Source organism: Microbulbifer sp. MCCC 1A16149 (genome assembly GCF_050368945.1).
In the GTDB taxonomy this organism is placed as follows: Bacteria; Pseudomonadota; Gammaproteobacteria; order Pseudomonadales; family Cellvibrionaceae; genus Microbulbifer.
Genome location: NZ_CP185959.1, coordinates 4059059 through 4085546, shown reverse-complemented (window position 1 = coordinate 4085546; position 26488 = coordinate 4059059). Strand labels below are relative to the sequence as shown.

Here is a 26488-nt window from a genome sequence, read left to right as displayed (position 1 = left end):
CTAGAAAAAAATGCTATTAACAGGTCTTATGGTTAGTAAAAGTTGCTATTAACATGCTGTCTTGTTCGGTGGCGTGGCGCTTTTTTTGCTATACGTGTAAGGGCAAGTGTTCAATACACACAAAGCGGAGAAACGCTCTATGGGAATCTTGTCTTGGATTATCTTGGGCCTGATCGCAGGCGCCCTGGCCAAATGGATCATGCCCGGCCCGGATCCGGGTGGCTGGATTGTCACCATGGTGATCGGCATCATCGGCGCTTTCATCGGCGGCTGGGTCGGCAGCTTTGTCGGCCTCGGCACAACCGGTGGCCTGTCTCTGGGCAGTATTATCACCGCGGTAGTGGGGGCAGTTATTTTGCTGTTCATTTTCCGCATGGTGAAGTCCCGCTGACGTCACCTGATCACATTCATTGAAAATGCGTGCAGGGCCCACAGGATGCTGTGGGCCCTGTTCACAGTTTGTCGTTGGCAAACAGGTTATAAAGGCTTTTGCCGACTGATTTATTACGCAAATTCATAAAAACTATTTAAATGCGGTGCCGCTTCTACTCTGGCATCGTGTATTGTGGGGCCGGAATTTGGCACCGGGGGTTGATTCGAGCGGTTATGGCAAAGGAAAAAGTCTGGATCTTCGGTTGTGGCGATCTGGGGACTCGTCTGGCATTGAAGTTGGATCGCAAGGCATACGATGTGTTTGGCGTGCGGCGTAACCCGCTGCAGGCACTGGCACGTAAGCGCCGCGCCGATGTGGTCAACTGGCGCCGCGGCGATGCCACCAAGCCTGAAGATATCCGTCGTCACCTGAACAATGGTGCGGATATTGTCATCGCTACTTTCACTCCGGGCGCGAGCACTCCCCAAGCCTATCAGCGCGCCTATGTGGAAACTGCCACAACCCTGCGCGACGCCCTCGCCGAAATGGAAAAGCCCCCGCGCCTGGTGCTGTGGATTTCTTCGACCCGGGTGTACGGCCAGAGTGGTGACCACTGGCTGGACGAACGCTCTCAACCTCTGCCCGGCAGTTTTCAGGGAGAAGCCCTGCTCGCCGCGGAAAAAATTGCCCAGACTGCGCCCACAGAAACCTGTGTCGTGCGATTTGCGGGTATCTACGGCCCCGGCCGCGATCGACTGTTATCCCAGGTACGCGCCGGTCGTTGCGCACCGCCCTCACCGCCGCAATTCAGCAACCGTATCCATGTGGACGATGCCGTGGGATTCCTGGCCCATCTGATCGAGGGACAGAAAACCGGCATGGCACTGGAGAAGCTTTATATCGGTGCCGACTGCACGCCGGTACCCATGTACGAGTTGCAGAGCTGGCTGGCAAAATCCATGGGATATACCAGTGCACACCTGCGCGAGGAAGTGGCCACCAGCGAACGCCGCTCGAAGAAAATGAGCAACAAGCGCATGCTGGATAGCGGCTATGAAATGCTGTATCCCGACTACCGTGCCGGCTACAGCACCCTGCTGGAAAACGACTGAATTCGATAACCGCGCCGCTCGTTCGCAGCGGCGCGATCTCCTTCAAGCCGCTGTCAGATCACCATCACCGCTTCGGCTTCGAACTGGGCGCCCTTGGGCAGCTCGCTCACGCCTACTGCCGCGCGCGCGGGGAACGGCTTGGTAAACACCTCTTCCATGACTTCGTTGACGGTAGCGAAGTTGCTGAGGTCGGTGAGGTAAAGGTTCAGCTTCACGATACTGTCGAGCGTCCCGTTGCCGGCCTCACACACCGCTTTCAGGTTCTTGAACACCTGTACAGCCTGCTCCCTGAAATCGTCAGAGATTAGCTCCATGGTTTCCGGTACCAGGGGGATCTGGCCGGACAGGTAGATGGTGTTGTCGACCTTGACGGCTTGCGAATAGCTGCCGATTGCGGCCGGTGCCTTATCTGTTTTTATCACGGCGCGATTGGGCATTGGTTACTTCTCTCCCGGCCTGACAAGGCCTGCTTGCTGAAAAAGAAAGCGGGAGAATATAGCGCGCTTTATGGGGTTTGGGGAGCGGTGCTGCAGGCAGATTGATGATATGCGGAACCTGTCCACATTCCGGGAAAATAAGCGCAAAACCCCACCCGTTTTCCGTCTGCTGTCGCAATAACTATCCGCAGAAACAGAAATGCCCGAAGCTAGCTCGGAGGCTCAGTGCCGATGCCCATCCGACAAACGTTCGCCGACGAGGCTGTTTGGCGGATGGGCATCGGCACTGGGTCGGCCCCAGTCAAACCCGCCAAAAGCAAGTGCTACTCAGGGACGCGCGATCTTGATCACTGCAGGCAGGTTGCGCAGCCGTTTCATCACCTGGGCGAGGTGCACCCGGTTGGCTACTTCCAGGGTCAGCGCAATCACACTGTGCTGAGCGTCTTTCTCGTCCACGTGGATCTGTTCGATACTCGCGCCCTCTTCCGTGATGCGTGTTGCCAAACGGGCGATGATGCCGCGTTCAGACTCTACCTCTACCCGCACATCGCCAAGGAACTCACCCTTCACATCCGGCGACCAGGCCACCGCCATAATATTCTCCGGATGCTCGCGTAGTTCCGCCGCGTTGCGACAGGTATCCCGGTGCACCACAACGCCCTTGCCCGAACTGATATGACCCATGATCGTATCGCCCGGAATGGGGCGGCAGCAGCGCGCAAAACTGATCATCATGCCCTCCTGGGCATCGATGGTCAGGGGAGAGGAAATACTGCTGGCCTCGGTTTCCATGGTGCCCGGCGGAATCAGCAGCTTGGCTGCAGAAAACGCCGCGCGGTTCCCCAGTCCGATTTCTTCCAGCAGATTATCGAAACTATCGCACCTCGCCTCACGCACACCGCGCGCGATCTGCTCCTCGGAAAGTTCGCTGATCTTCAGGCGGAACTTCACCAGCGCCTTTTCCAGCAAACGCCGGCCCAGCTCAATGGAATCGTGGTGACGCTGATGCTTCAGGTAGTGACGGATGGCGCTGCGCGCTTTGGCTGTTACCACAAAATTGAGCCAGTTCGGATTTGGCTGCACGTTCTTGCTGGTGAGGATTTCCACCTTCTGGCCGCTTTCCAGCGGTTGCGACAGTGGCGCCAGGCGCTGGTTGATGCGCACCGCCACACAGGAATTACCCACATCGGTGTGTACCGAATAGGCGAAATCCACCGCGGTAGCGCCGGCGGGCAGATCGATGATCTTGCCCTTGGGCGTAAACACGTAGACCTCGTCCGGGAACAGGTCGATTTTTACGTTCTCGATAAATTCCAGCGAGTCGCCGGCCCGTTGCTGCATTTCCAGCAGCCCCTGCACCCAGCGGCGCGCGCGCACCTGGCTGGTACCGCCGGTATTCAGGACCTCGTCACCGGAGGACTTGTACAGCCAGTGTGCGGCGATGCCGCTGTTGGCCATCTCGTCCATTTCCTTGGTGCGGATCTGCACCTCGATGGGCACCCCGTGCATGCCCAGCAGTACCGTGTGCAGCGACTGGTAACCGTTGGACTTGGGGATCGCGATATAGTCCTTGAACTCGCTGATCACCGGCTTGTACAGGTTGTGGATAACCCCGAAAGTCCGGTAACAGGTGTCCACGCTGTCGACGATGATGCGGAAGGCGTAGACGTCCATGATTTCCCGGAACGACTTCTTCTTCGAGCGCATCTTCTGGTAAATGCTGAACAGGTGCTTTTCGCGGCCGATCACCAGCGCATCGATTTTTTCCCGCTCCAGGCGCAGCTCGATGGCGTTCTGGATTTTCTCCAGCAGCTCCTTGCGGTTGCCGCGGGCGGCCACCAGGGCTGCGCGCAAACGGCTGGCGCGCAGGGGGTAGATGGCAAAGAAGGCGCGGTCCTCGAATTCGATCCGCACATCGTTCATGCCCAGGCGGTTGGCGATGGGGGCGTAGATCTCGAGTGTCTCGCGGGCAATGCGCGCGCGCTTTTCCGGCTTCAGTGAACCGAGGGTGCGCATGTTGTGCAGGCGGTCGGCCAGCTTGACCAGGATGACACGGATATCCCGCGCCATGGCTAGGGCCATTTTCTGGAAGTTTTCCGCCTGCTTTTCCGCGGGGCTGTCGGTCTCGAACTGGGTCAGCTTGGAGACCCCGTCCACCAGATCGGCAATCTCATCCCCGAATTGCTCCGCCAGCGCGGCCTTGGGAATGCCGGTGTCTTCGATCACGTCGTGGAGCATGGCCGCGGCCAGGCTCTGGGCATCCATGTGCATGCCCGCCAGGATGGTGGCAACCGCGAGGGGGTGGGTGATATAGGGTTCGCCGGAACGCCGTTTCTGGCCTTCGTGCGCCTGCTCCGCATAGAAGTAGGCGCGGCGGACGAACTGAATCTGGTCGGAGGGAAGATAGGACGAGAGGCGATGGGCCAGACTGTCTATGGTGTGCAAAGCCGCGCTCGCCTCTTAAATTTCCAGCAATTCCTGCATCGTTCGATCAATCGGGATTACATATCCTGTTCGGACAGGAATACCGGCGCCGGCGCGGCGTGTCTTACCGGCTCTTCTTCCGGCTCGTCGAGGATGCTGGCGTCTACAAAGCCTTCTTCGATTTCGCGCAGGGCGATCACGGTGGGCTTGTCATTCTCTTCTGCAACCATCGGGTCGCGGCCGCCGGTAGCGATCTGGCGGGCGCGCTTGCTGCCAACGATAACCAGCTCAAAACGGTTATCTACGTGGTCGAGGCAATCTTCAACGGTAATACGTGCCATAAAATTTCAGTTCCAGTGTGGGTTCGCCCGGCCGGGCGAGATGGGCAAATTCTGTTGTCCGACCGGCTGGCCATTGCCGCGGACGGACCTAGTGTGACTATTCTACCGGACCGCGCGGTGTACGCAAATCGATCAGTGGGTTGATTGCGCACAATCCCCGGTTTTATTGGGTTTCTTCGCGGCAAGCTCAAGTTGCTTGGATGGCTTATTGCTGTCGCAACAGTGACTGCAACAGAGCCCCGTGCATCTCCTGCTGGCGCCCGAGCCGCTGGCGCTCGGCCACCATGATGGCACGCAGTTCGGCAAGCGCGGTGGCGAAATCGTCGTTGATGATCAGGTAGTCGGTCTCGACATAGTGGGACATCTCGTCGATCGCCTGTGCCATGCGCTTGTCGATCACCGCCTGGTCGTCCTGGCCACGGCCGGTCAGACGCTCGAGCAGTGCCTGCTGGGACGGCGGCAGGATAAAGATCCCCACCGTCTCGGGCATCTGCTTGCGTACCTGTTCGGCGCCCTGCCAGTCGATCTCCAGGATCACATCACGTCCGCTGGCGAGGGTTTCCTCGACCCACGCCTTGGATGTGCCGTAAAAGTTGTCAAACACCTGAGCGTGTTCCAGAAACGCGCTCTGCCCCAGCATCTCCACGAACTCATCGCGATCCACAAAATGATAGTTGATGCCTTCAATCTCACCGGGGCGCATGGGCCGGGTGGTGTGGGATACGGACACGGTAACTCCGCTATCCGCCTCGATCAGCGCTTTGACGAGACTGGTTTTGCCAGCGCCGGAGGGCGCGGAGACCGTATATAAAGTACCTGTGGACACGGCGAACCTTGCTGCAGTGGTGGTGATTGGAATGATGGGCGGGGATTATAGCGAAAGCCAGCGGTGACGTGCGAACCGTAAACAGGCTGTCCCCCGACCGGTGCTGGGGGCAAAGTGTTGGGCTTTTCCGGAATATCTGCCGCGGAGCGGCGGGTCTCCCGAAGCCGGTCGGGGGTGCCTGCGGAATCTCAACCGCTTCGCCTTTGGGGAAGGCGGAGGGCTACTGCGGATTCCTGTTGCTAATTGCGAACGGCAGTGACTGTATCGTCTTTATTGTTAAAAACCAACCACCACCACACGGCGCCGCTGGCAAGGCAGTAGCCGGTCACTGGCAGCCATATTGCCGCCGGCAGCAGCGGCAGGCTTGCCGCCAGTAGCGCCAGCCGGCCCAGCTCCCAGAGTTTGCCGCGCGGCTCGCCGTCCAGGATGCGGCCGTTTACCACCAGGCCGATTACCAGCATCAGTACCATCAATGCCGTTGTGGCGTATTCCAGCTGCTGGGCGCTGGCCATCAGTGCCAGTGCGGCGCCGGAGTAAACCAGATGCTGTATCAGCGCGTACCAGCCCTGAGCGCGGGGGATTTCAGGGTCAAATCGCTGGAAATTGTCCAGGTCACCACTGGGAACCGGCATCGCCGCTTCTGCATCTGCCGGGCGGTAGCCGGTGGCGCGGAACCATAGGGTGAGCTTTTCCTTCCAGCTTTTGGTGAACACGGCATCCAGCCACATGCGTTTGTAGTGCTGCAAGTTGGCCGCCAGGGGGTCGAAGGTATTCAGCGGTTTGCGCACTCCGTAGATACAGGGTTCGGTGTCCAGCTCCTCCTGATAGGTGCCGAACAGGCGATCCCAGATGATCAGCACACCGCCGTAATTGCGGTCCACATAGACCTTGTTCTGGGCGTGGTGCACCCGGTGGTTGGAGGGGGTGACCAGGAACCACTCCATCCAGCGCACCTTGGGGAACTTCTGGGTGTGGACCCAGAACTGGTAGATCAGGTCGATGGCCCCTGCGGTCACCAGAATCTCCCAGGGCATACCGATGAGCAGCAGCGGCAGGTAGAAAATCCAGCCCAGGGGAACCACATCGGTGGACTGGCGCAGTGCCGTGGTCAGGTTGTAGTCCTCGCTCTGGTGATGCACCAGGTGCTCGGCCCAGAAGATATTAATTTCGTGGCTGAAACGGTGATTCCAGTAGTAGCAGAAGTCGTAGGCGATCACCGCCAGCAGCAGGTGCCAGGGATTCTCGAGGGACCACTGGATACCGAGGGCCTGGTAAGTGGGCTCCAGCCACTGGTACAGCGGCACGTAAATGAGCAGCAGGATACCTACTCGTATCAACCCGAGGATCCGGCTCATCACCCCGGCGGCGAGGCTGCCAATGGCATCGTTCAGGCGGTAAAGACCCCAGCCGCGCCAGCGATCCAGCGCGAGCTCCAGCAGTACAGCGAGCAGAAAGAAGGGGATGGCAGCAGTGACAAGACCCACGGGCACCTCGGAAGTTGTCTAACTATTTTTGTTCTAACCTCGAGGGTAATGTTGCCACAGCCGCGAAAGTGAACAATGTCCCCAGAGACCGGATTCCGAAATCCGTGAGCATTTTTCGTCAATAACCCAATAAACGGGAGCCAATATGATCAACGCCTATGCCGCCGAGTCCGCCGGCGCGGAACTCAAGCCGTTCAGTTATGACCCGGGTGCCCTGGAGCACGGGCAGGTAGAGATTGCGGTGGAATACTGTGGCCTCTGCCACAGCGATGTGAGTGTGGTGAACGACGAGTGGGGTATGACTGCATTTCCGGTGGTCCCCGGGCACGAGGTAGTCGGGCATGTCGTTGCCCTGGGCGATGGGGTGACCCACCTGAAACAGGGTCAGCGCGTGGGGTTGGGCTGGCATTCGGGCTACTGCGGGCACTGCGGCGAATGCGATACCGGCCACCAGAACCTCTGTGCCCAGGCCCAGCCCACCATCATCGGTCATCACGGTGGCTTTGCCGACAAGGTGAGGGCGAGCGCGGCGAGCGTGGTGCCGGTGCCAGACGGCCTGGATCCGGCGGTGGTCGGCCCCCTGTTCTGTGCCGGCATCACTGTGTACAACCCGCTGGTGCAGTTCGGTATCAAACCCAGCAGCCGCGTGGCGGTGATCGGCATCGGCGGGCTGGGTCACCTGGCGCTGCAGTTCCTGAACGCCTGGGGCTGTGATGTCACCGCTTTCACTTCCAGCGATAGCAAGCGCGATGAAGCGCTGGAGCTCGGTGCCCACCACACCCTGAACAGTCGCGACCCGGAAGCGCTCAAGGCCGCAGCGGGGCAGTTCGACCTGATCATCTCTACGGTCAACGTCAAGCTGGATTGGAACACTTACCTCACCACCCTCAAACCCCGTGGTCGCCTGCACTTTGTCGGCGCCACCACCGAGCCACTGGATCTCAATGTGTTCAACCTGCTGATGGCCCAGCGCGAGGTTTCCGGTTCGCCGGTGGGCAGTCCCGCCACCATCGCCGACATGCTGGAATTTGCCGCGCGCCACAATATCGCGCCGAAAGTGGAGCACTTCCCCATGAGCAAGGTGAATGAAGCGTTCGCGCGACTCGAGAGCGGCGAGGCGCGCTATCGCATCGTGCTGGAGGCGGGCAAGTAACCGGACAGGTAAGCGGGAAAGCCGCGCATAAAAAAGGCCGGCGAATGCCGGCCAAGCAAGGTTGGGGTCTTGCGATTTGAGAGAGCGTCTATCGGTTAGGGTGCGGCTTCGGCCTGCAGGGTCACGCCCGCATAGCTGTTGTATCCGCGAATGCTGATATACCAGGTGCCCGCCTGCGGGTTGCTGATACTGCAGCTCTCGTCGTTGCCCCAGCGATACGGGCGGCAGTCATAGCTGCTGGTAGTGGGCTGTGAGCCGTAGCGCACATACAGATCGCCATCACCACTGCCGCCGGACATCAGTACTTCCAGGGAAGACATGCCGCTGTTCACGTCGAGAGTAAAGTGCTGCCAGCTGCCGCTGCTGCCGGTCACGTTGGTTTCCGTCCAGCCAGTGGCACCGCCTCCGCTGCTACCTTCATCAAAGCTACCGACCAGGCTGACGCTGGAGAAGCTGCTGTAGGCGCGCACCATCACGTGATAGGTGCCGGCCTGAACATTGCTGATGGAGCAGGTTTCATTGTTGCCGTTCAGGTAGGGACGGCAATCGTAGGTGGAGGTGGTGGGCTGGCTGCCGTAGCGTACGTAGAGGTCTGCATCACCGCTGCCACCGGAAATCTGGAAGCTCAGGTTGGATGCACCTGCGGGGACTTCCAGGGTGTAGCGCAGTTCACCGCCAGTACTGGCGGACAGTCCGGTTTCGGTAACACCGTTGGTCAACACACCGTCACCGGGCTCCGGGTCTGGATCCGGGTTGCCGCCGCCATTGGCCGCATTCACCGCTGCTGTCGCATCCACAATGCCGGTACCGCACTGGCTACAGGAGCCGGGGAAGCTGCGGGCAGTGTTTTTCAGGACAGTTTCCACTTCGGTCGGGGTAATGCCGCTGTCTACCGCGTACAGCAGTGCTGCCGCACCGGCAACATGGGGTGCCGCCATACTGGTGCCCTGGTAGAAGGCGTAGTTGTCACTACCCGGTCCCTGGGTACCGCTGTTAAGGGTCGACAGTACACCATTCGAATTGGTCGAGGTCTCGCCGCCCGGGGCTGCCACATCCACCACACTGCCGTAGTTGGAGTAGTAGGCGCGGCTGCCGGCGCGGTTGGTAGAGGCCACGGTCACTACGCCGGAACAGCTTGCCGGGCTGTAGTTCGCCGCATTGGCGTTGGAGTTACCCGCAGCGACCACCACGGTAGTGCCCAGGCTGCGCGCGGTATTGATCGCGTTCTGGGTGGTATTGTCACAGCTGCCGCCGCCACCGAGGCTGAGGTTCAGAACCTGTGCCGGGTTGGGGTTGGACGGTACGCCGCTCACGTTGCCGCCGGCGCCCCAGATGATGCCATCGGCAATATCCGAGGTGTAACCGCCACAGCGACCGAGTACACGGATCGGCACGACCTTCGCCTTGTAGGCAACACCGGCCACACCGCTACCGTTGTTGGTTACCGCAGCGATGGTGCCGGCCACATGGGTGCCGTGCCAGCTGCTGTTGCGCGCGGGCTGGCCTGCGCCACAGGCACCGGCCGGAGACCAGTCGCCAGGGTCGCTGGCATCGGAGTCGCGGCCATTGCCGTCCTGGGCCACGGTGGTGTCCGAGATCATGTCGTAGCCGGGCAGGATATTCGCGTTCAGGTCCGCGTGTGGGCGGTAACCGGTATCGATCACGCCTACCACTACGCCTTCACCCTGGGTGATATCCCATGCAGAGGGCAGGTTCAGCCCGCCGGTGGATTCAAAGTAATGCCACTGCTGGCTGTAGTTAGTATCGTTGGGGGTGGCCATGGGCTGCATCAGGCGATCTGGCTCGGCGTAGTCTACCTGCGGATCCTGCTGCAAGCGTGCAACGATTGCATCGAGTTCTGCTTTGCTCGCGCGCTTTTCCAGCTTCATCAGCTGCGCACCGGTAGCAAGACGGCGCATATGCTTGAAGCGATGACCTGCGGTCTGTGTCAGGCGATCGATCGCCGTTTGCGACATGGCTGAGGCATTGGCGCCGGCCATCGTGCTTTTGTATTTGACGATGATCCGATCCGTTATCACTTCATCCGGCGCTACCGCCATAGAGGACAGCTCGGGCTCCACCGCCTGTGCCGTAAAGCTGATACCGATAGTGGCGCTGGCGATCAGCGTCGCCGCGCCGAGTACGGTACTCGGACCTCGTTTGAATAATGCTGATAATTTCATTGTTGCGAATTTCTCCTTGATTATTTTTGTCGGCAGAAATGGGTGCTTCCGCCGCGATCGCGCTGCGTTACCCCAGTGCAGCGCTTCCCCCGGAAACGGCCCCACAATTTTGTTGTGGGGATTTCTCCTAAGGCCTTTGTTTAACGAGGAGGTGAATTGCCCCCCCAAGTAAAAACGGGGACAACTCTTTGTAATACGCGCCAAAATTAGGATCTAATTGGTACGTTTGTCACCCATTACAAAAGCCGCGTGAAGTTGATCTCAATAATCGGATGATTTGAGCGAAGCCCATTTTTCCGTGAAAAAATCGTGGAATACGTTGCCGGCTTGTTGCACCTGATTGGTGCGGGGATAATTGTCGGCGGGGAGAGCTCACACTGCGGTGAGGTTTTCAAAAGATAAACGATACCGATAACGACGAGTGGATCGCTGAACGCGAGCCGCCATACAAGGATTTTCTATGACCAGTTCTATAGCTGAGGATCCCTACGCCTCTCCGAAAACTTCTGACCTGGACAGCGCGACAGCGGAAACCTTCAGCCAGCCACCGCTGTTTTCCTTCAATGGCCGTATCGGGAGGATGCGCTATTTTTCCTATCTGGTGCTGTCTTCGATTTTGTTGATGTTTGTTGCCGGTATCGCGGCGGCGATGTTGCTTCCGGTAGATCTGTCAGCAAGTCTGTACGTATACGGTGCATTTTTTATCTGTATCACCGTTTACGGACTTTCGCTGAATGTGCGCCGTTTGCACGACCTGGATAAGTCCGGTTGGTGGTCTTTTCTGATGGCACTGCCGATACTGAACTTGCTGTTGATGGTTTTTCTGGTTTTTTTTCCGGGTAGTAAACGTCGCAATGGGTTTGGTGATAAACCCACTAGCAATGGGATTGGTGTGTTTATCGCATTTGCCTTGAGCCTGCTATTGAGTTTTGCCTATGTGGGTACGCTAATGGTGATAGCACTGCCGGCTTATCAGGAGTACGTAGAGCGAGCGCAGCAGGCAGCGCAGTAAAAAATCTGGTTTCAGAACAACTAAAAAGCCGCCCGATTGGGCGGCTTGTTGAGTTGCGAGAAACAGATATCAATCCCCAGAGCCTGTTACATTTTTTCGATACTTGTTGTATTAGATCGTAATGTAAGCCAAAACCCGAGCAAACCCAGTGCCGGACCCGGCAGTAAAATCCAGACCGATTCAGGGCCGGTTAGTTCGAACAGCGTACTGACCCCGGCTATCGAAATTATCGTAATTGCAAAACCGAACGAGTTCTGAATAGAAAGGGCCGCGCCGACCAATTCCGGGGGGCAGGCTTTAGCGGACATGGCGGAGAATTGCGGAGAATCCGCAATTACGGTAGACCCCCATAGTAGTAATAAAATAAATAGCCATGTGGGCGACAATGTATCCCATACGAGGACGAATATGAGCGCACAACATCCGGAACTGGCCAGTGCGCCAACAGCTACCCGACTGCTTCCGATCGTCCGTGAAAGCAATCCTCCAAGCAAACACCCAACAGCGCCAAACCCGATAATACAGAAAGACAAGCCTGAAACTCCAAGCTGTGGATATTGTTGAGCTAGCGTCGTGTTAGAAATCAATAGTGGAACTACGGCCCAGAATGCGTAAAGCTCCCACATATGTCCGAAATAGCCCCATGCGGCCGCACGGAATCTTGGGACTCGAAAGGCTTCAAGCACCGCTGGTCGGGCAAGCCCGGTACGCCTGAATTCTTTTGAATTATTTTGCGTCAATTGTCGCAGGTGTGGCCCATCTCCCAGTTGGAAAATGAGTAAAGCGGACACTAAGGCAAGTAATGATGAAGCACTGATTATGATTTGCCACGGGAAATCGCCACCGATTTCCCGCAGCCCGTGTGGAAGGGCTGTTCCCAACGTTAGCATCGCGACAAGTTGTGCCAAAGCGGCCCCAGCCCGGTCCGGTGCCCAGCTTACTACCAGTTTCATTCCCATGGGATAAATGCCAGCCAGGGATATGCCTACCAGAAACCGATAGAAAAGTGCGCTATGAAGTCCATCCGCCACCCAAGCAAAACAGGCGTTGAATAGCGCACCGGCGCAGGCGCTAAGAATGAAAATATTGCTGGCGCGGTAACGATCGGCGATACCACCTAGTGCGATTGTCAGGGTGCCCAGAATAAAACCACTCTGGACTGCATTTGTCAGCCAGCCAACATCTGTCGCTGATATTTGCCATTTTAAAGTCAGATCGTCGATAGCACTGTTCGCGCTAAACCACAGGGATGTGCCTAATAGCTGTGCCGCGGCGATAATCGAAACTGGGCCGAAAAAACGCATGAAATTTACAGGGTTGGCGAATAAAGATAGATGACGATCGCGATCAAAAATTTTATTAGTCTCTATTCGCGAGTTTATTTTTTGTTTCAATCCAGCGGCTCATAAACTCCTCCGCCCGGTGCTCGGTACGCCGCAGAATGCGCCCCCAGATATTCCGGTTACGGTGCGCCTCCAGATTTTCGGCGATGTCCTGCAGCCGCTGGATAAAGTTCGCTGCATGGTCCTGATAGGAAAATCCTGCGGCAAGTGCACGAATACCCGCGTCGCGCACGTTTAGCCAGTCTGATTTACTTTGGTAAAGGCGCGCGATGGTTGCAGCAAGCTGATCGGGATTGTCGCTGAGCGTATAGCCCCACGTATTTTCCGGAGCCATGGACTCGGCGCCAACGGGCGTGGTTACCGTGGGTGTGCCGCTGAGCCAGCCCTCCAGTATCTTGCCTTTTTGTCCGGCGCCGAAGCGCAGTGGTGCCAGGTTCAGTCGATAGCGGGCAATTGTGGCGAGGGCATCTTCAGTGCGTCCGTGAATCCGCAATCCCGTTGCCGGGTCACTGAGACGATGCATGGCGTGATCCGAGTAGGCGCCGTACACATGGCACTCCACGCCGGGTAATAGGGTGTGTAAGCGCGGCCACACGGTTTGTGCAAACCACGTGGTGGCATCGCGGTTGGGCGCGTGCTTGAAGCCGCCGATCATCACGAGGTGCTCGCGTTCGTCAAAATCCGGCAGCTTATTAACATCAGGAAGTTCACGCACCAGAAATGGCAGATAGTGCAATTGCCATTCTGGCAGGCAGAAATGCTGTTTGAGCAGCTCTACTTCGACCTGGGAAATCATCACGGTGAGATCGCAGCGCGCCATGGCCGCAATTTCGCGTTCGGCACTGGCGTTGAACAGGTTAACCGGTTCACCAGTTTTCAGCGCCTGGTGACGCGCCTCGCGCAGGCTGTGGAAGTCGCTGGTGTCGAGCAGCGTAACGGCGTCCGGACACTGCTCGCGCACCCGCCAGCCGAACTGCTCTTCCATCATAAAGCGATCGTAGATCACAAGGGCGGGGTTTAGCGCAGCTACCCATTGATCGAAACTGGTGTCATTGACCGCGATCGTGTGCTCGCCAAAACCGGTCTTCGCCTGGAATGGAGTGGGCTGTGCCGGACTCGCAATCTCCACCTGATAACCGGCTTCGGCCAGCAGATCCAGAATATCCAGAGTGCGACGACCGGCAGCGGTGGAGGTGGGTTCTGGCCACTGCTTGGCGATTAAAAGTGCGCGCTTGATGGGCGCGGTGCTGGCCATTCGCTAATTACTCGATGTTCTGCACCTGCTCCCGCATCTGCTCGATCAGCACCTTCAATTCCACCGCGGCCTGGGTGGTGTCAGTGACCACGGCTTTTGACGACAGGGTATTCGCCTCGCGGTTAAATTCCTGCATCAGGAAATCCAGGCGCCGGCCAATGGGGCCGCCGTTTTTCAGCACGCGGCGGGTCTCGGTGATGTGGGCATCCAGGCGGTCGAGTTCTTCGTCTACGTCCGCTTTCTGGGCCAGCAGGGCAATTTCCTGTTCGATACGGTCCTTATCGATCTCTTCAAGTAATTCTTCCAGCCGGCTTTTCAGTTTGTCGCGCTGGTTCTGCAGGATCTGCGGCAGTAACGCGCGTACGGTGGTGACCTGCTCGTTGATGCCGATCAGTCGCGCTTCGATAAATCCGGCCAGTTCTGCACCCTCGCGCTCGCGGTTGTCCACTACCTGTTCCAGCGCCTGCTTGAAGCCATCGAGGATGGCTTTGGCCTGCTCGTCCGCGTCGGTTTCCGGTTCGGCAATCACGCCCGGCCACTTGAGGATTTCCAGGGGATTCAGCGACAGGCTGTCGCTCGCCGGTGCCACCAGCCCGGCGGCTTTGACCAGCTGCTCGGCGAGCGCCTGATTGACTTCTATACCCGCGACTTCCCCGCTATTCGCCTTGAGGTTGAGGGTCATCTCTACCTTGCCGCGATTGAGTGTCTTGCGCAGGATTTCACGCAATTTGGACTCCAGTGCGCGGGCAGCCTCCGGCAGACGGAAATGAGGTTCGAGATAGCGGTGGTTGACGGAGCGCATCTCCCATACGGCGGTACCGGTGGAGTAGTTGACTTCCGCACGACCGAAAGCGGTCATGCTGCGCACTTTGTTTTTGGCCATACTGCCGGGCTCCAGAAAAGAATGCTGCTTGAAAAAAGAGCGGCAAAGCATAGCACAGGGTGATTGTGTGCTTAGATGGCTATAATGCCGAACCTTGAACGCTTTCAAGCCTAAATCGATTTCAAACCAGAGGTGCAATATGCAGCGACCAAGCGGCCGCAAGCCAGAGCAACTGCGCGATGTGCGCATTACCCGTCAATACACTCGTCACGCGGAGGGATCCGTACTGGTTGAGTTTGGTGACACCAAAGTGCTCTGCAACGCGTCAGTAGCGGCGGAAGTGCCGCGTTTCCTGCGCGGACAGGGCGGCGGCTGGATCACCGCGGAGTACGGCATGCTGCCCCGCTCCACTGGCTCGCGCATGGGGCGCGAGGCCGCGCGCGGCAAACAGGGCGGTCGCACCGTGGAAATCCAGCGTCTCATCGGTCGTTCCCTGCGGGCAGCGGTGGATCTGAAACTGCTGGGCGAACACCAGATCACCCTCGATTGCGATGTGATCCAGGCGGATGGCGGTACCCGTACGGCCTCCATAACCGGCGCCTGTGTGGCCCTGGTGGATGCGATTCGTTATATGCAACGGGAAAAAATGATTGCCACCGATCCGCTGAAAAATATGGTGGCGGCGATTTCTGTGGGTATCTATGACGGCGAAGCGGTGCTGGATCTGGATTATCCGGAAGATTCCAATGCCGATACCGATATGAATCTGGTGATGGCTGAAGATGGTGGCATGATCGAGGTACAGGGCACCGCGGAAGGTGCACCATTTACCGAACAGCAATTTGCCGAGATGCTGGCGCTGGGCAAGGCGGGCATCAAGGAGTTGATCGGAATGCAGAAGAAGGCATTGGCGGAATAACCTGCCGATACCGGGTGGACGGGTAGCGCTCGTTCGCCCACTTTTTATCCGCGGTAACAAACTGACGCCAATAAATCCTTCCTTGTCGCCCTTTTGATGATCCCTTCTTTCCGCATCTATTAGGCTTTCTTTCTTTCTTTCTTTCTTTCTTTCTTTCTTTCTTTCTTTCTTTCCGCCCCGTGGAATACCGACGAGAAAGCCATGTATCAGACACTGATTATTGCGGCACTCGCTGTAACGCTGCTCACCTTTAATTTTCCGCTGCACGCACAGGGTGACGATAAAGAAGCCCGTCCCCAGCACAAACACTACCGCGCACCGGAACAGGATAAGCCCTCCCCGACTGGCGCTCTGGCGCCGCGCCTGCAGAACCTCGGCGACCACAAGTTTCCGGTCAGCTGTCAGTCGGAGCGCGCGCAGAAGTTCATCACCCAGGGCGTGAACCTCGCCTACGCCTTCAACCATGCCGAGGCGGGGCGCTCATTCCGCGAGGCCACGCGTCTTGCCCCAAACTGTGCCATGGCCTATTGGGGGCAGGCGCTGGTGCTGGGCCCGAATATCAACGCGCCCATGGATCAGGAGAAGGAGCCCGAGGCTCTGGAGCTGGTAAAGAAAGCCATGTCGCTGCGAAATACCGCCAATGATCGCGAGCGCGCTCTGATAGAAGCACTGTCCAAACGCTATTCCGGTGATCCTACCGACAGGCGCCAGCGGGACAGCGACTATGCCGCGGCGATGAAAAAAGTGGCGCAGCGCTTTCCGGATAATCTGGATATTGTGACCCTGTATGCCGAGTCGATGATGGACCTGCGGCCATGGAATTACTGGATGCGCGACGGTACGCCCTACGAGGGCACCGAGGAGATAGTTTCTCTGCTGGAAGGCGTGATGGAAAAAAATCCCAGGCATCCCGGCGCCCTGCACCTGTACATTCACCTGATCGAGCCCACCAACAATCCAGCCCGCGCCGAAAAAGCCGCGGATACCTTGAAGGGGCTGATGCCGGGGGCGGGACATATCGTGCATATGCCAGCGCACATTTATCAGCGGGTGGGACGTTACGCGGATTCCGCCAGCACCAATGTGCGGGCAATTGCCGCCGATGAGGATTACATCACCCAGTGCCGGGCGCAGGGTATCTATCCCATGGCCTATTACCCGCACAATATCCATTTCCTGTGGTTTGCCGAAAGTGCCCGCGGCCGCGGCGCCGCCGCCATCGAAGCCGCCAACAAAACGGCGGCGCAGATCTCTGATGAGACGCTGGCGGCAATGCCGATTCTGGTGACCTTCCGGGTGACGCCCTACTGGGCGCTGGCGCGCTTCGGCAAATGGGATGAGGTGCTGGCGTTACCGGAGCCAGCGGAAGACCTCTTTCTCAAAGGTGCCCGGCACTATGTGCGTGGCCTGGCATTTATTGGCAAGGGCCAACTGGATCAGGCCGAGAAAGAACTGGCGGCGGTGCAAAAGATCGCCGCAAGCCCGGCGCTGGATTACACCCTGTTTTCCCCGAACACCGCGGCGTCCATTCTCGCTATTGCCCCGGAAGTGTTGAACGGCGAACTGGCGGCAGCCAAAGGCGATTACGACACGGCGATCATGCACCTGGACCGGGCGGTGCGCATGGAAGACGGGCTTGTGTATACCGAGCCCACCGAATGGCACTACCCACCGCGCCTGGCGCTGGGTGCAGTACTGCTGAAGGCCGGTAAGCCCGCGCAGGCAGAAACCGTGTACTGGCAGAACCTCAGCCGTTACCCGGAAAATGGCTGGGCGCTGTTCGGACTGACCGAGGCGCTGAAGCAGCAGCACAAGGCGGATGAAGCAGAATTGATCGAGGCGCGGTTCAGGAAAGCCTGGCGGGATGCGGATGTGAAGCTGACGGCGTCGCGACTGTAGCGAGATTCGACTGTCCCGGATACACAAAGGGCGCACCTAATGGTGCGCCCTTTGTTTTTGTCCGGTGTTGCGTATCGGTCGTCCGACAGCGGCATCAGACTTCCAGGTCGTAATCCATGATCACTGGCAGGTGGCTCGAGAAGGACACGTTCTTGTTGATGGCCCCGTACTCGATCTTGTTCTTGAGGGTCTGGGAAACGATCTGCATATCGGTGCGCCAGCCATCGCCCTTGCCGATTTCGCCGCTCGGCCACCAGGTGAACTCGTCCGCGTCCTTCACTACCCGGCGGAAAGCATCCACGTAGCCGATTTCGTTGAACAACTGATCGAGCCAGCGCTGTTCGTGGCGCATGAACCCCGGGGTGTCCTGATGGTCCTGCCAGTTCTCCACATCCGCGCGGCGGTGGGCCATGCCCCAGTTGCCGCAGAAGATGAAGTCGCGGCGTTTGCGGCTGATCTTGGCCAGGTGGGCCTGCATGTCGTCGAAGAACTGCACCTTGGTTTCCAGCGACGCTTCGTCGGTAGCAACCGGCGCCAGCAGGGAGCCGACGCTGAGGCGCTCAAAGTCCGCCTGCAGGTAGCGGCCGTACATATCCACACCATTGGCAAAGCCCATGCCGAAGATCAGGGCCTTGGGCTGGGCGCGGGTATAGATGGCGACGCCGTTCTCGTGGGGGGTGCCCGAGTCGAAGAAGTAGCTGTAGTAGCCGTCCGGATGGAAGATGGGGTGATCCAGCTCCGGTTCCAGTGAGCGCAGGTCCTGGAGGCAGATGATGTCTGCATCCTGATCTGACAACCAATCGTACAGTCCGCGCTGTGCAGCCTGGTGCACACCATCAACGGACAAACTCACTATTCGCATTATTAGCCCCTTACCAGCGGACTGTGTAAAATTGCAGTCGTTATTCGTCTGAACATTTTTCGATTGCCGCTCCCCTTTCCGTGGGGACCTTCCTTCACCTTAGCCAATAGTTATCAAATTGCCATGCAGCAGTACCAGCGCGACTTTATACAACTGGCCCTGGAGCACGATGTGCTCTGTTTCGGGGATTTTACGCTGAAATCCGGGCGCCAGAGCCCCTATTTCTTCAATGCCGGCCGATTCCACAGCGGTGCGGCGCTCGCCGCCCTGGGCAATGCCTACGCGGAGGCGATTATTGCCTCTGGAGTGGAGTTTGATGTCATCTTCGGACCGGCCTACAAGGGCATCCCGCTGGGTGCGGTGACCGCGGTGGCACTGGCGCAGAAAGGGGTAGATAAACCCTTCTGTTACAACCGGAAAGAGGCCAAGGACCACGGCGAGGGCGGAACCTTAGTGGGTGCGCCGCTTAAAGGCAAGGTTTTGATTATTGATGATGTCATTACCGCTGGCACGGCGGTGCGTGAGGTCATGCAGATCATCAAGGCCGAGGGTGCCGAACCCGCCGGTGTGGTGATCGGTCTGAACCGCCAGGAAAAGGCGAATGACGACACCGACCTGTCCGCCATTCAGCTGGTGGAGCAGGAATACAGTATTCCTGTGATCGGTATTGTGGAATTGGGCGATATTATTTCCTATCTTAAGTCCGAGGCTGCCAGCGAAGAGCTGCTGCAGCGCATCATCGACTACCGGCAGCAATACGGCGTACGCTCTGAGGGGTAAAGCCCCCTCTTCGTCAGTTATTGGTACCGGGGCGCTAGGGACGGGTGCTAGAGGTCAAAACTTGAACGATGTACGCAAAATATAAAAAGAGGCAGGTTTGAAAACCGCAATAGCGCTGGCATTGGCCGGCGCCTTTCTGACAATGGACGTCGGAGCCGCAGACCAGGGGTGGAATGGCAAGAAGCTATACCGCTATACCAACGAACACGGTGTTCAGGTACTGGATGACGTGGTGCCCCCGCGTTATGTGGCTGGAGGCTATGAGGTTCTGACCGCGACCGGCCGCGTGCTGGAGGTGGTGGAACCGGAGCTGACCGGCAAGGAGCTGGCGGAGAAGCAGCGTCGCGAGGCGCGCATGGCCGCCGACCTGCAATTGCTGAAACGCTACAACAGCGTTGCCGACATCGAATCCGCGCGCAATCGCAAGCTTGCCATCGTACAGCAGGATATGGCGATCCTGCGTTCCAATTTAGCTTCCCTCAACCGACAGATCGAAAGCGAAGAATCCTCGGCGGCGCGCACCCAGCGCAACGGCGGTACGGTTTCCCCGGAGCTGCTGCAGCGGATTGAGAATTTGCGTAAAGAGGTTGAGGTGGTCAGCGAGCGTCTGGCACTGCGCAAAAAGGAAGCGGTAACGATCAACAGCGAGTTCGACCACGCCGCCAACCGCTATCAGGAAATCGCGGGGAAATAGGTTTTCCTGCTGGTTTTGAAGTGGGCCCGGGGGCGGTGAAGCACCGGGCAAAGCATTTCAAAATCGCTGTGAACCCATCCCTGGGCGCTCCGGCGCCGCCATCCATGGCGACGACGGTTTTGAAAAACTTTCCCCGGTACTTCCCCTTCGATTCTGGGCACTGCGCATCGTTGTGATTAGTGCGCCTGAAAAAGATTTGTTACCCCTGCGCAGCCAGCGCACTCTCCCTGAAGAATCCTGCAACCAGAACCGGCCACTGCTCAGCCCAGAATTCGGTGGGCTTGCGCTTGAAACCGCTGCGCACGTACTGAACGATACGGCCCTCGGCGCTGGCCAGCAGCAGGTTGGCCGCGGCCGTCAGGGGGATGGCGGGGCGCAGTTGCTCGCGCAGTTCTGCTTCGCGCAGGATCTGCTTGAGCTGGGTTTCCAGACGGTCGAACAGCTGCAGGATACGGCCGTGCAGACGCTCGGTTTCACCGGTCAGTGCGTCGCCGGTGAGCAGGCGGGTGATGCCGGGGTTGCGTTCGCAGAAGGCGAGCAGCAGGTGCAGGATCTTCTGGCAGCGGGCCAGTGCGCTGGGCTCATCCTGCATGATGATCTTGATGCGGCTGAAGATGGTTTCTTCGATGAATTCGATCAGCCCTTCGAACATCTTGGATTTACTGGGGAAGTGGCGGTAGAGCGCCGCTTCGGAGAACCCCACCTCTTTGGCCAGTGCGGCGGTGGTGATACGGGCGCCGGGGCTGGCTTCCAGCATGTGGGCCAGGGCCTGCAGGATCTGCTGGCGCCGATTGATTTTTTCGCTGCTCATGAACTGCCTTTACCCGGAATATTCAGCCGGGAACTGATTTTGTTGTTGTACCGGTATGGTTCTCGTTGCGCGGCTTTTAAGCGTTTGTGTTGTGAGCGGGGTGTCAGAAGCCCGTTATAAGTCGCAGAAAAGCGCATTGTCCGGCGGCAGAATCGTAACCATTCGCCGCCGCGGCATCAATTGTTAGTGCCTGTTAACAACGGTAATGTGATGGATATCACGCGCCATCTGGTTCGGTTTGCAGGTTGCTATTGGTGATCAGGGTGCCGACACCGGTGTCGGTGAAGATTTCCAGCAGCACCGCGTGGGGTACGCGACCGTCGATGATGTGGGCGGAAGTCACGCCGGCTTTTACCGCATCCAGGGCGCAGGCGATCTTGGGCAGCATGCCGCCGTAGATGGTGCCGTCGGCAATGAGGCCGTCGACTTCCAGGGTGGAGAGGCCGGTGAGGACCTCACCTTCCTTGTCCTGCAGGCCGGCCACGTTGGTGAGCAACATGAGCTTTTCCGCTTTCAGGTATTCGGCGATTTTACCGGCCACCAGGTCGGCGTTGATGTTATAGGATTCGCCGTTCTTGCCGACGCCTATCGGTGCAATCACCGGGATAAAGTCGCTGTTGATCAGCATATCGATCACGCCGGTATCGACACTTTCCACTTCGCCCACGTGACCGATGTCGATGATTTCCGATGCGTGCAGGCCGGCCTTGTCTTCTTCTTGGTCCTTGCGGCGCAGTTTGCGTGCGCGGATCAGCAGGCCGTCTTTACCGGTCACACCCACGGCGCGGCCGCCGTTTTTGTTGATCAGGTTGACGATCTGTTTGTTCACGGTGCCGCCGAGCACCATTTCCACCACGTCCATGGTCTCGCTGTCGGTAACGCGCATGCCATCCACAAAGCGCGATTCAATGCTGAGTTTGTCGAGCAGGTCGCCAATTTGCGGGCCGCCGCCGTGGACCACCACCGGATTCATGCCCACCAGTTTCATCAGGATCACGTCGCGGGCGAAGCTGTTCTGCAGTTCTTCATCCACCATGGCGTTGCCGCCGAACTTGACCACCACGGTCTTGCCGATAAAGCGCTGGATATAGGGCAGTGCTTCGTTGAGTACCTGTGCGACGCGCAGGGCGGATTTCTGGTCCAGGGACATAGCGTTTTCCTTACCGCTTTGGGTTACTGCTGTGTGTTACTGCTTGGATCGGTTGATCAGCCCGGAATCTTCAGGGCGGGATCGATGGACTGAAGCTGGATCGCCACAATCTTGCGGATACGTTCCAGAGCCTGTTCATCGTCGGCTTCAAAGCGCAGGGTCAGTGCAGCGCCCGTGTTGGACGCGCGCACCAGCCCCCAGCCGTCGGCGAATTCGATACGCAGGCCATCGATGGTATTGAGATCGGCATCGCCAAAGTGCCCTTGTTCGCGCAGCTTGTCGATGAGGCCAAATTTCCTCTGCTCGGGTACCGGCAGCAGAATTTCCGGGGTGTTGACCATCTGCGGCAGGGAGTCGAGCAGCTCGTCGAGGGACTGTTCACGCAGGGCCATGATTTCCAGCACTCGCGCCGCGGCGTAGATGCCGTCGTCGAAGCCGTACCAGCGATCCTTGATAAAGATGTGCCCGGAGAGCTCGCCGCCGAGCAGCGCGCCGGTCTCGAGCATTTTTTCTTTCATCGGCGCGTGGCCGGTTTTCCACATCACCGGGCGACCACCGTACTGGGTGACGAGGTCCGCCAGCGCGCGGGTGCTCTTCACATCGAACACGATATCCGAGCCCGGGTTGCGCGCGAGGATATCCCGCGCCAGCAGCATCACCAGCTGATCTGCCCATACAATCCGGCCGCTCGCGGTAACCAGGGTGACGCGATCGCCGTCGCCGTCGAGCGCGATGCCCAGGTCGGCGCCCTCGCCTTTGACCGCGGTGATCAGGTCCTGCAGGTTCTCCGGCCGCGATGGATCCGGCGCGTGATTGGGGAAGTTGCCATCCACTTCGCAGTAGAGGGTTTCCACTTCGCAGCCCAGCTGTTCAAACAGTTCCGGGGCGAGTTCGGAAGTGGCGCCGTTGCCGGCGTCGATGACGATACGCGGCTGGCCCGCCAGCGCCACGTCGTTGAAGATTTCGTCGATGTAGGTTTCGCTAATATCCTGGCGGCTGTTGCTGGCCTCGCCGCTGGCGAACTTGCCGGACTGCATCAGCGTGCGCAATTTCTGCAGGCGATTATCTGCCAGCGGGCGGCCGTTCATCACGATCTTGAAGCCGTTGTACTCGGCGGGGTTGTGACTTGCCGTCACCATCACACCGCTGTTGGCATTTTTGCCCCGTGCGCAGGCGAAATAGAGTACCGGCGACGGCACCAGTCCCAGGTCCACGGCGTTACAGCCGCTCTCCAGAATGCCCTCGATCAGGCAGTCCCGCAGCAGCTCGCTGCTGTTGCGTCCATCGCGCCCTACCAGCAGCAGTTTTTCCCCGGCCTGCAGTGCAATGGTGCCCAGCGCGCGGCCCAGCTGATAGGCAAAGGGCTCGTTGATTTCCTCCCCGGCAATGCCGCGGATATCGTACGCGCGGAACACATGTGCGGGGATTTCTGTGCTGGGTGTGCGCATCAACGCACTGGCTGCAGGAGCCTGTTTCGCAGGTGCCGCGGGTGCCGGGGCCGGCGCGGCGGCGACCGCAGCCAGGTGGTCGTCGCTGGCCGGGGGCGGCGCATCCAGGTCTTCTTTGCGCAGGCCTTTTTTGGCGGGCGTGGGGCCATTGCGGGAGGATTTTTCCCAGGGGGCGGCATCGCCTTCGGCGGGGACCAGGGTGCGCAGCGCGAACAGGGTTGCGAGCAGCCCGATCAGCGCCGCTGTGTAAATCCAGTAGGCCGCGATACTGTGATCCCCGGCAAAGGCTGTGGACGGGGTAAACACCAGCTGCAGATAGGAGCCGGCGATGGGTGCGCTGACCGCCTCTCCACCGGCTGCGCTGCCGGGAGACTGCCAAAGTCCACGCGCGGGGCCGTCCGGGAACTGTTGCATGATCTGGAAACTGCCCGGATTCTGGTCGAGCTGGTCCAGGGCGCGTTGGAATACGCTGAATGGCTGGCTGATCAGCAATGCGCCGTCGCTTTCCGCGCGGGCGCTGTAGAGTTGCCACTGCTTGTCGCTGCCGCGCAGGAATTCAGGTTTTGGTTGTCCGTCTTCACGGCTGCGCTTCAGCAGGTCGACCAGCGCGAAATCCAGTGGCGGATTACCGGTGCCCACCTGCAGTTGATCGGGCGTAAAAAACTGGATTGAAGCCTGCGTCAGCGTGCGGTTCGGGGTGCCGGTTGTAGATTTGCGGACACTCTTCAGGCCATCGAGCTTTTGCTGGCGTGCACTGAAAAAATCCCCAAGCTGCTGCGCATAGCCGTTCGTCAGCTTCTGCGCGGCGCTGCGTACGCTGTCGGCATTATGTCCCTGGATAACATTGGTCATCAGCAGGTGCGCGCCACCCAGCCACACCGCCGCTGCCAGCAGTGCGGGCAGCGTCAGGCCGCTGTGCCACAGGGGTTTTGTTTGCGATTGAATATGTGAAGCCACGACTTGTGCAGTCTCCCAGTCTTCCCAGACCAGCCCCCGGACCGGTTCAGTATTGTCTGAATCTTGTGTGTTGTTGTTTCTTGTTCGGCTTTTATAAGCGCTAAATATTGCTGGCGGGGAAAGCCCGCGCCGCGATCAGTGCAACCAGTTGCGTTGCCAGTTCAGATTTCAGTGCCGCCGGCAATGGCTGCTCACCATCGCGATCGATAACCGTCACCTGATTGCGATCACTGTTGAAGCCCCCTGCAGGATCGCTCACATCGTTGGCGATGATCATGTCCAGATTCTTGCGCGCCAGCTTGCCCTTGGCGTGCTCGGCCACTTTTTCGGTTTCCGCGGCAAAGCCGACTACAAACGGTCGCTTGTGCTCGCGCCCGGCAATGGCGGCGACGATGTCCGGGTTTTTCACCAGCTGCAGCACATCGCTGTCATTGCCATCTTCTTTCTTGATCTTCTGCGCGGCGACCACCGCCGGGCGGAAGTCCACCACCGCAGCGGCGGCGATAAACAGGTCGCAGTTGTCTGCGGCGGTTTCCGCAGCCCGATGCATATCCTCGGTACTGACCACGTCCACGCGCGTGACCCCGGCGGGGGTATCGAGGCGCACCGGCCCGGCAATCAGCGTGACGTCAGCGCCGGCCCGCGCGGCGGCAGCGGCAATGGCAAAGCCCATCTTGCCGGAACTGTGGTTGCTCAGGTAGCGCACCGGATCCAGTGCCTCGCGCGTGGGGCCGGCGGTGATGGTGACCTTCTTGCCTGCCAGCACCGGTTCCGGGGCGATGGTATTGATCAGTCCCTCGACGATATCCAGCGGCTCGAGCATACGCCCGGGGCCCACGTCGCCGCAGGCCTGGCTACCGGCATCCGGGCCAAGCAGCGTGGCGCCGCGATCGCGCAGGGTTTGCGCGTTGTCCTGGGTCGCGCTGTTGCGCCACATCGCCTGGTTCATAGCCGGGGCCAGCACCAGGGGTGCCTCGCTGGCCAGGCACAGGGTCGTCAGCAGGTCGTCGGCCATGCCCGCGGCGAGCTTGGCCATCACACTGGCACTGGCGGGGGCGATCAGGATTACGTCCGCCCATTTGGCCAGCTCGATATGCCCCATTGCGGCCTCGGCAGCCGGGTCCAGCAGGTCGGTATGCACCGGGTTACCGGACAGTGCCTGGAAAGTGAGCGGCTGTACGAACGCGCGGGCACCAGCGCTCATGACCACGCGCACGGTGGCGCCGCGATCCTGGAGCCTGCGTACCAGGTCGGCGCTTTTATAGGCGGCGATGCCGCCGGTAACACCAAGCAGTATCCGTTTATCGGCCAGAGAGGGCATATTCTGTGGTTCCGGAACTCTGAGAACGCGTAAGATTACCATTTTAGCGCCTGTGGCAATACGGCCCATGGGCAGCAGTAATTCGCGCGCAATGGAAGCGAGCATTCACTTTGACTATGTGGTTCCGCCCAGGGAGGGGATATGGCGATTACGGATTGGCCGGCAGAGGAGCGGCCGCGGGAAAAGCTGCTGGCCAGGGGCGCGCAGGCGTTATCCGATGCCGAGCTGCTGGCAATCTTCCTGCGCACCGGCCTGCCCGGGGTTTCCGCGGTGGACCTGGCGCGCCAGTTACTGGCGGATTTTGGCGGCCTGCGGCCATTGCTGGAGGCCGATCGCAAGGCGTTCTGTGCGGGCAAGGGGCTCGGCGATGCGAAGTTTGTGCAGCTGCAGGCGGTGCTGGAGATGGGCCGTCGTCACCTGGCGGAAGGTCTGCAGCGCTCGGATGCCCTCACCAGTCCCCAGGCGGTGCGCGACTATTTATCCGCGCAATTGCGCCACCGCACCCGCGAGGTCTTCTGTTGCCTGTTCCTGGACAGTCAGCACCGGGTGATTGCCTATGAAGAGCTGTTTGAGGGCACCCTGAACGCAGCCAGCGTATATCCGCGGGAGGTGGTGCAGGCGGCGCTGGCCAAAGGCGCAGCGGCTGTGATCCTTGCCCACAACCACCCTTCCGGGGTCAGCGAGCCCAGCCAGGCGGATATCCATATCACCGGCCGGCTGAAGGACGCCCTGGCGCTGGTGGATATCCGGGTGCTGGACCATCTGATTGTCGGTGAAGGGGGTGGTTGTTCCTTCGCCGAGCGAGGTTTGATTTGAGCCCTTTAGCGCACTGTAGCGGCCTCAGAGGCGGCTCCGCTACCGGATACAGGCTTGCGAGACAC

23 protein-coding genes are annotated in these 26488 nt (G+C 59.1%); 9 read left to right on the top strand and 14 right to left on the bottom strand.

Features of this window, described 5'->3' with window-relative positions; all coding sequences use genetic code 11:
• Positions 1-139 precede the first annotated feature (139 nt).
• Both ACONT6_RS16900 and ACONT6_RS16895 read left to right on the top strand, forming a co-directional pair.
• Positions 140-391, top strand: coding sequence for a GlsB/YeaQ/YmgE family stress response membrane protein (locus ACONT6_RS16900; RefSeq protein WP_428819571.1), 252 nt, complete (start codon positions 140-142; stop codon positions 389-391).
• Between the two features lie 215 nt (positions 392-606).
• A complete protein-coding gene (locus tag ACONT6_RS16895; protein ID WP_428819570.1) occupies positions 607-1485 on the top strand; it encodes an NAD-dependent epimerase/dehydratase family protein in 879 nt (292 codons plus the stop codon).
• Positions 1486-1538: 53 nt separating this feature from the next.
• Here ACONT6_RS16895 and ACONT6_RS16890 read toward each other — a convergent pair whose 3' ends face one another.
• The 5 genes from ACONT6_RS16890 to ACONT6_RS16870 form a co-directional block, all read right to left on the bottom strand.
• Positions 1539-1922 carry a RidA family protein gene (locus ACONT6_RS16890; protein WP_181254874.1) on the bottom strand — a complete coding sequence of 128 codons (384 nt, stop codon included), beginning with the start codon at positions 1920-1922 and terminating at the stop codon, positions 1539-1541.
• Between the two features lie 327 nt (positions 1923-2249).
• Positions 2250-4367: a RelA/SpoT family protein gene (locus ACONT6_RS16885; protein WP_428819569.1), complete on the bottom strand. Its 2118-nt coding sequence runs from the start codon at positions 4365-4367 to the stop codon at positions 2250-2252.
• A 56-nt stretch (positions 4368-4423) separates the two neighbouring features.
• On the bottom strand, positions 4424-4687 hold the full coding sequence (rpoZ, locus tag ACONT6_RS16880; RefSeq protein WP_428819568.1) for a DNA-directed RNA polymerase subunit omega: 264 nt from the start codon (positions 4685-4687) through the stop codon (positions 4424-4426).
• 205 nt (positions 4688-4892) lie between these two features.
• Positions 4893-5513, bottom strand: coding sequence for a guanylate kinase (gmk, locus tag ACONT6_RS16875; protein ID WP_181254877.1), 621 nt, complete (start codon positions 5511-5513; stop codon positions 4893-4895).
• 239 nt (positions 5514-5752) lie between these two features.
• On the bottom strand, positions 5753-6997 hold the full coding sequence (locus ACONT6_RS16870; protein ID WP_428819567.1) for a sterol desaturase family protein: 1245 nt from the start codon (positions 6995-6997) through the stop codon (positions 5753-5755).
• A gap of 145 nt (positions 6998-7142) precedes the next feature.
• On the opposite strand from ACONT6_RS16870, the gene ahr reads away from it, so the two are divergent.
• Complete coding sequence (gene ahr, locus ACONT6_RS16865) at positions 7143-8150, top strand: NADPH-dependent aldehyde reductase Ahr (protein WP_428819566.1); 1008 nt, start codon at positions 7143-7145, stop codon at positions 8148-8150.
• A 95-nt stretch (positions 8151-8245) separates the two neighbouring features.
• On the opposite strand, the gene ACONT6_RS16860 is transcribed toward ahr, so the two are convergent.
• Positions 8246-10333, bottom strand: coding sequence for a S8 family peptidase (locus tag ACONT6_RS16860; RefSeq protein ID WP_428819565.1), 2088 nt, complete (start codon positions 10331-10333; stop codon positions 8246-8248).
• 460 nt (positions 10334-10793) lie between these two features.
• Between ACONT6_RS16860 and ACONT6_RS16855 the strand changes: the two genes are divergently transcribed.
• Entirely contained in the window at positions 10794-11345 is a 552-nt protein-coding gene (locus ACONT6_RS16855; RefSeq protein ID WP_428819564.1) for a DUF805 domain-containing protein, read from the top strand.
• 86 nt (positions 11346-11431) lie between these two features.
• Here the strand turns inward: ACONT6_RS16855 and ACONT6_RS16850 are convergent, their stop codons facing one another.
• From ACONT6_RS16850 to ACONT6_RS16840, 3 genes are read right to left on the bottom strand one after another with little or no spacing between them, the layout of a single operon-like run.
• Positions 11432-12739 carry an MFS transporter gene (locus ACONT6_RS16850; RefSeq protein WP_428819563.1) on the bottom strand — a complete coding sequence of 436 codons (1308 nt, stop codon included), beginning with the start codon at positions 12737-12739 and terminating at the stop codon, positions 11432-11434.
• Positions 12705-13943, bottom strand: coding sequence for a glycosyltransferase (locus ACONT6_RS16845; protein WP_428819562.1), 1239 nt, complete (start codon positions 13941-13943; stop codon positions 12705-12707). Before ACONT6_RS16845 ends, ACONT6_RS16850 begins: the two co-directional genes overlap by 35 nt.
• Before the next feature lie 7 nt (positions 13944-13950).
• Positions 13951-14826 (bottom strand): YicC/YloC family endoribonuclease, encoded by an 876-nt coding sequence (locus ACONT6_RS16840; RefSeq protein WP_181254883.1) that lies wholly within the window; start codon positions 14824-14826, stop codon positions 13951-13953.
• Between the two features lie 139 nt (positions 14827-14965).
• Between ACONT6_RS16840 and rph the strand changes: the two genes are divergently transcribed.
• Positions 14966-15685, top strand: a complete 720-nt coding sequence (rph, locus tag ACONT6_RS16835; protein ID WP_181254884.1) for a ribonuclease PH — start codon at positions 14966-14968, stop codon at positions 15683-15685.
• A gap of 201 nt (positions 15686-15886) precedes the next feature.
• Positions 15887-17584 (top strand): hypothetical protein, encoded by a 1698-nt coding sequence (locus ACONT6_RS16830; RefSeq protein WP_428819561.1) that lies wholly within the window; start codon positions 15887-15889, stop codon positions 17582-17584.
• Between the two features lie 94 nt (positions 17585-17678).
• Here the strand turns inward: ACONT6_RS16830 and ACONT6_RS16825 are convergent, their stop codons facing one another.
• A complete protein-coding gene (locus ACONT6_RS16825; RefSeq protein ID WP_078083116.1) occupies positions 17679-18446 on the bottom strand; it encodes an exodeoxyribonuclease III in 768 nt (255 codons plus the stop codon).
• Between the two features lie 123 nt (positions 18447-18569).
• Between ACONT6_RS16825 and pyrE the strand changes: the two genes are divergently transcribed.
• Both pyrE and ACONT6_RS16815 read left to right on the top strand, forming a co-directional pair.
• Complete coding sequence (pyrE, locus tag ACONT6_RS16820; protein WP_428819560.1) at positions 18570-19226, top strand: orotate phosphoribosyltransferase; 657 nt, start codon at positions 18570-18572, stop codon at positions 19224-19226.
• A gap of 97 nt (positions 19227-19323) precedes the next feature.
• The gene (locus tag ACONT6_RS16815) at positions 19324-19920 is read left to right on the top strand and encodes a hypothetical protein (protein ID WP_428819559.1); all 597 of its coding nucleotides are present in this window, start codon (positions 19324-19326) and stop codon (positions 19918-19920) included.
• Between the two features lie 199 nt (positions 19921-20119).
• Here the strand turns inward: ACONT6_RS16815 and slmA are convergent, their stop codons facing one another.
• From slmA to coaBC, 4 genes are all read right to left on the bottom strand, one after another.
• On the bottom strand, positions 20120-20731 hold the full coding sequence (gene slmA / locus ACONT6_RS16810) for a nucleoid occlusion factor SlmA (protein WP_078082858.1): 612 nt from the start codon (positions 20729-20731) through the stop codon (positions 20120-20122).
• Positions 20732-20948: 217 nt separating this feature from the next.
• Complete coding sequence (argB, locus tag ACONT6_RS16805) at positions 20949-21881, bottom strand: acetylglutamate kinase (RefSeq protein WP_428819558.1); 933 nt, start codon at positions 21879-21881, stop codon at positions 20949-20951.
• 56 nt (positions 21882-21937) lie between these two features.
• Complete coding sequence (locus ACONT6_RS16800) at positions 21938-24286, bottom strand: phosphomannomutase/phosphoglucomutase (protein WP_428819557.1); 2349 nt, start codon at positions 24284-24286, stop codon at positions 21938-21940.
• Between the two features lie 100 nt (positions 24287-24386).
• Positions 24387-25607, bottom strand: a complete 1221-nt coding sequence (gene coaBC, locus ACONT6_RS16795) for a bifunctional phosphopantothenoylcysteine decarboxylase/phosphopantothenate--cysteine ligase CoaBC (RefSeq protein ID WP_181254890.1) — start codon at positions 25605-25607, stop codon at positions 24387-24389.
• 141 nt (positions 25608-25748) lie between these two features.
• Between coaBC and radC the strand changes: the two genes are divergently transcribed.
• A complete protein-coding gene (gene radC, locus ACONT6_RS16790; protein WP_428819556.1) occupies positions 25749-26423 on the top strand; it encodes a RadC family protein in 675 nt (224 codons plus the stop codon).
• The last annotated feature ends 65 nt before the right edge of the window (positions 26424-26488 follow it).

Bases quoted from the DNA above. Each gene is read 5' to 3' on its own strand.
- ACONT6_RS16840 (WP_181254883.1), bottom strand. From the start codon at position 14,826: ATGGCCAAAAACAAAGTGCGCAGCATGACCGCTTTCGGTCGTGCGGAA.
- ACONT6_RS16900 (WP_428819571.1), top strand. From the start codon at position 140: ATGGGAATCTTGTCTTGGATTATCTTGGGCCTGATCGCAGGCGCCCTG.
- ACONT6_RS16845 (WP_428819562.1), bottom strand. From the start codon at position 13,943: ATGGCCAGCACCGCGCCCATCAAGCGCGCACTTTTAATCGCCAAGCAG.
- argB (WP_428819558.1), bottom strand. From the start codon at position 21,881: ATGTCCCTGGACCAGAAATCCGCCCTGCGCGTCGCACAGGTACTCAAC.
- ACONT6_RS16855 (WP_428819564.1), top strand. From the start codon at position 10,794: ATGACCAGTTCTATAGCTGAGGATCCCTACGCCTCTCCGAAAACTTCT.
- ACONT6_RS16895 (WP_428819570.1), top strand. From the start codon at position 607: ATGGCAAAGGAAAAAGTCTGGATCTTCGGTTGTGGCGATCTGGGGACT.
- ahr (WP_428819566.1), top strand. From the start codon at position 7,143: ATGATCAACGCCTATGCCGCCGAGTCCGCCGGCGCGGAACTCAAGCCG.
- rpoZ (WP_428819568.1), bottom strand. From the start codon at position 4,687: ATGGCACGTATTACCGTTGAAGATTGCCTCGACCACGTAGATAACCGT.
- pyrE (WP_428819560.1), top strand. From the start codon at position 18,570: ATGCAGCAGTACCAGCGCGACTTTATACAACTGGCCCTGGAGCACGAT.
- coaBC (WP_181254890.1), bottom strand. From the start codon at position 25,607: ATGCCCTCTCTGGCCGATAAACGGATACTGCTTGGTGTTACCGGCGGC.
- slmA (WP_078082858.1), bottom strand. From the start codon at position 20,731: ATGAGCAGCGAAAAAATCAATCGGCGCCAGCAGATCCTGCAGGCCCTG.
- ACONT6_RS16830 (WP_428819561.1), top strand. From the start codon at position 15,887: ATGTATCAGACACTGATTATTGCGGCACTCGCTGTAACGCTGCTCACC.
- radC (WP_428819556.1), top strand. From the start codon at position 25,749: ATGGCGATTACGGATTGGCCGGCAGAGGAGCGGCCGCGGGAAAAGCTG.
- ACONT6_RS16825 (WP_078083116.1), bottom strand. From the start codon at position 18,446: ATGCGAATAGTGAGTTTGTCCGTTGATGGTGTGCACCAGGCTGCACAG.
- rph (WP_181254884.1), top strand. From the start codon at position 14,966: ATGCAGCGACCAAGCGGCCGCAAGCCAGAGCAACTGCGCGATGTGCGC.
- ACONT6_RS16890 (WP_181254874.1), bottom strand. From the start codon at position 1,922: ATGCCCAATCGCGCCGTGATAAAAACAGATAAGGCACCGGCCGCAATC.
- ACONT6_RS16860 (WP_428819565.1), bottom strand. From the start codon at position 10,333: ATGAAATTATCAGCATTATTCAAACGAGGTCCGAGTACCGTACTCGGC.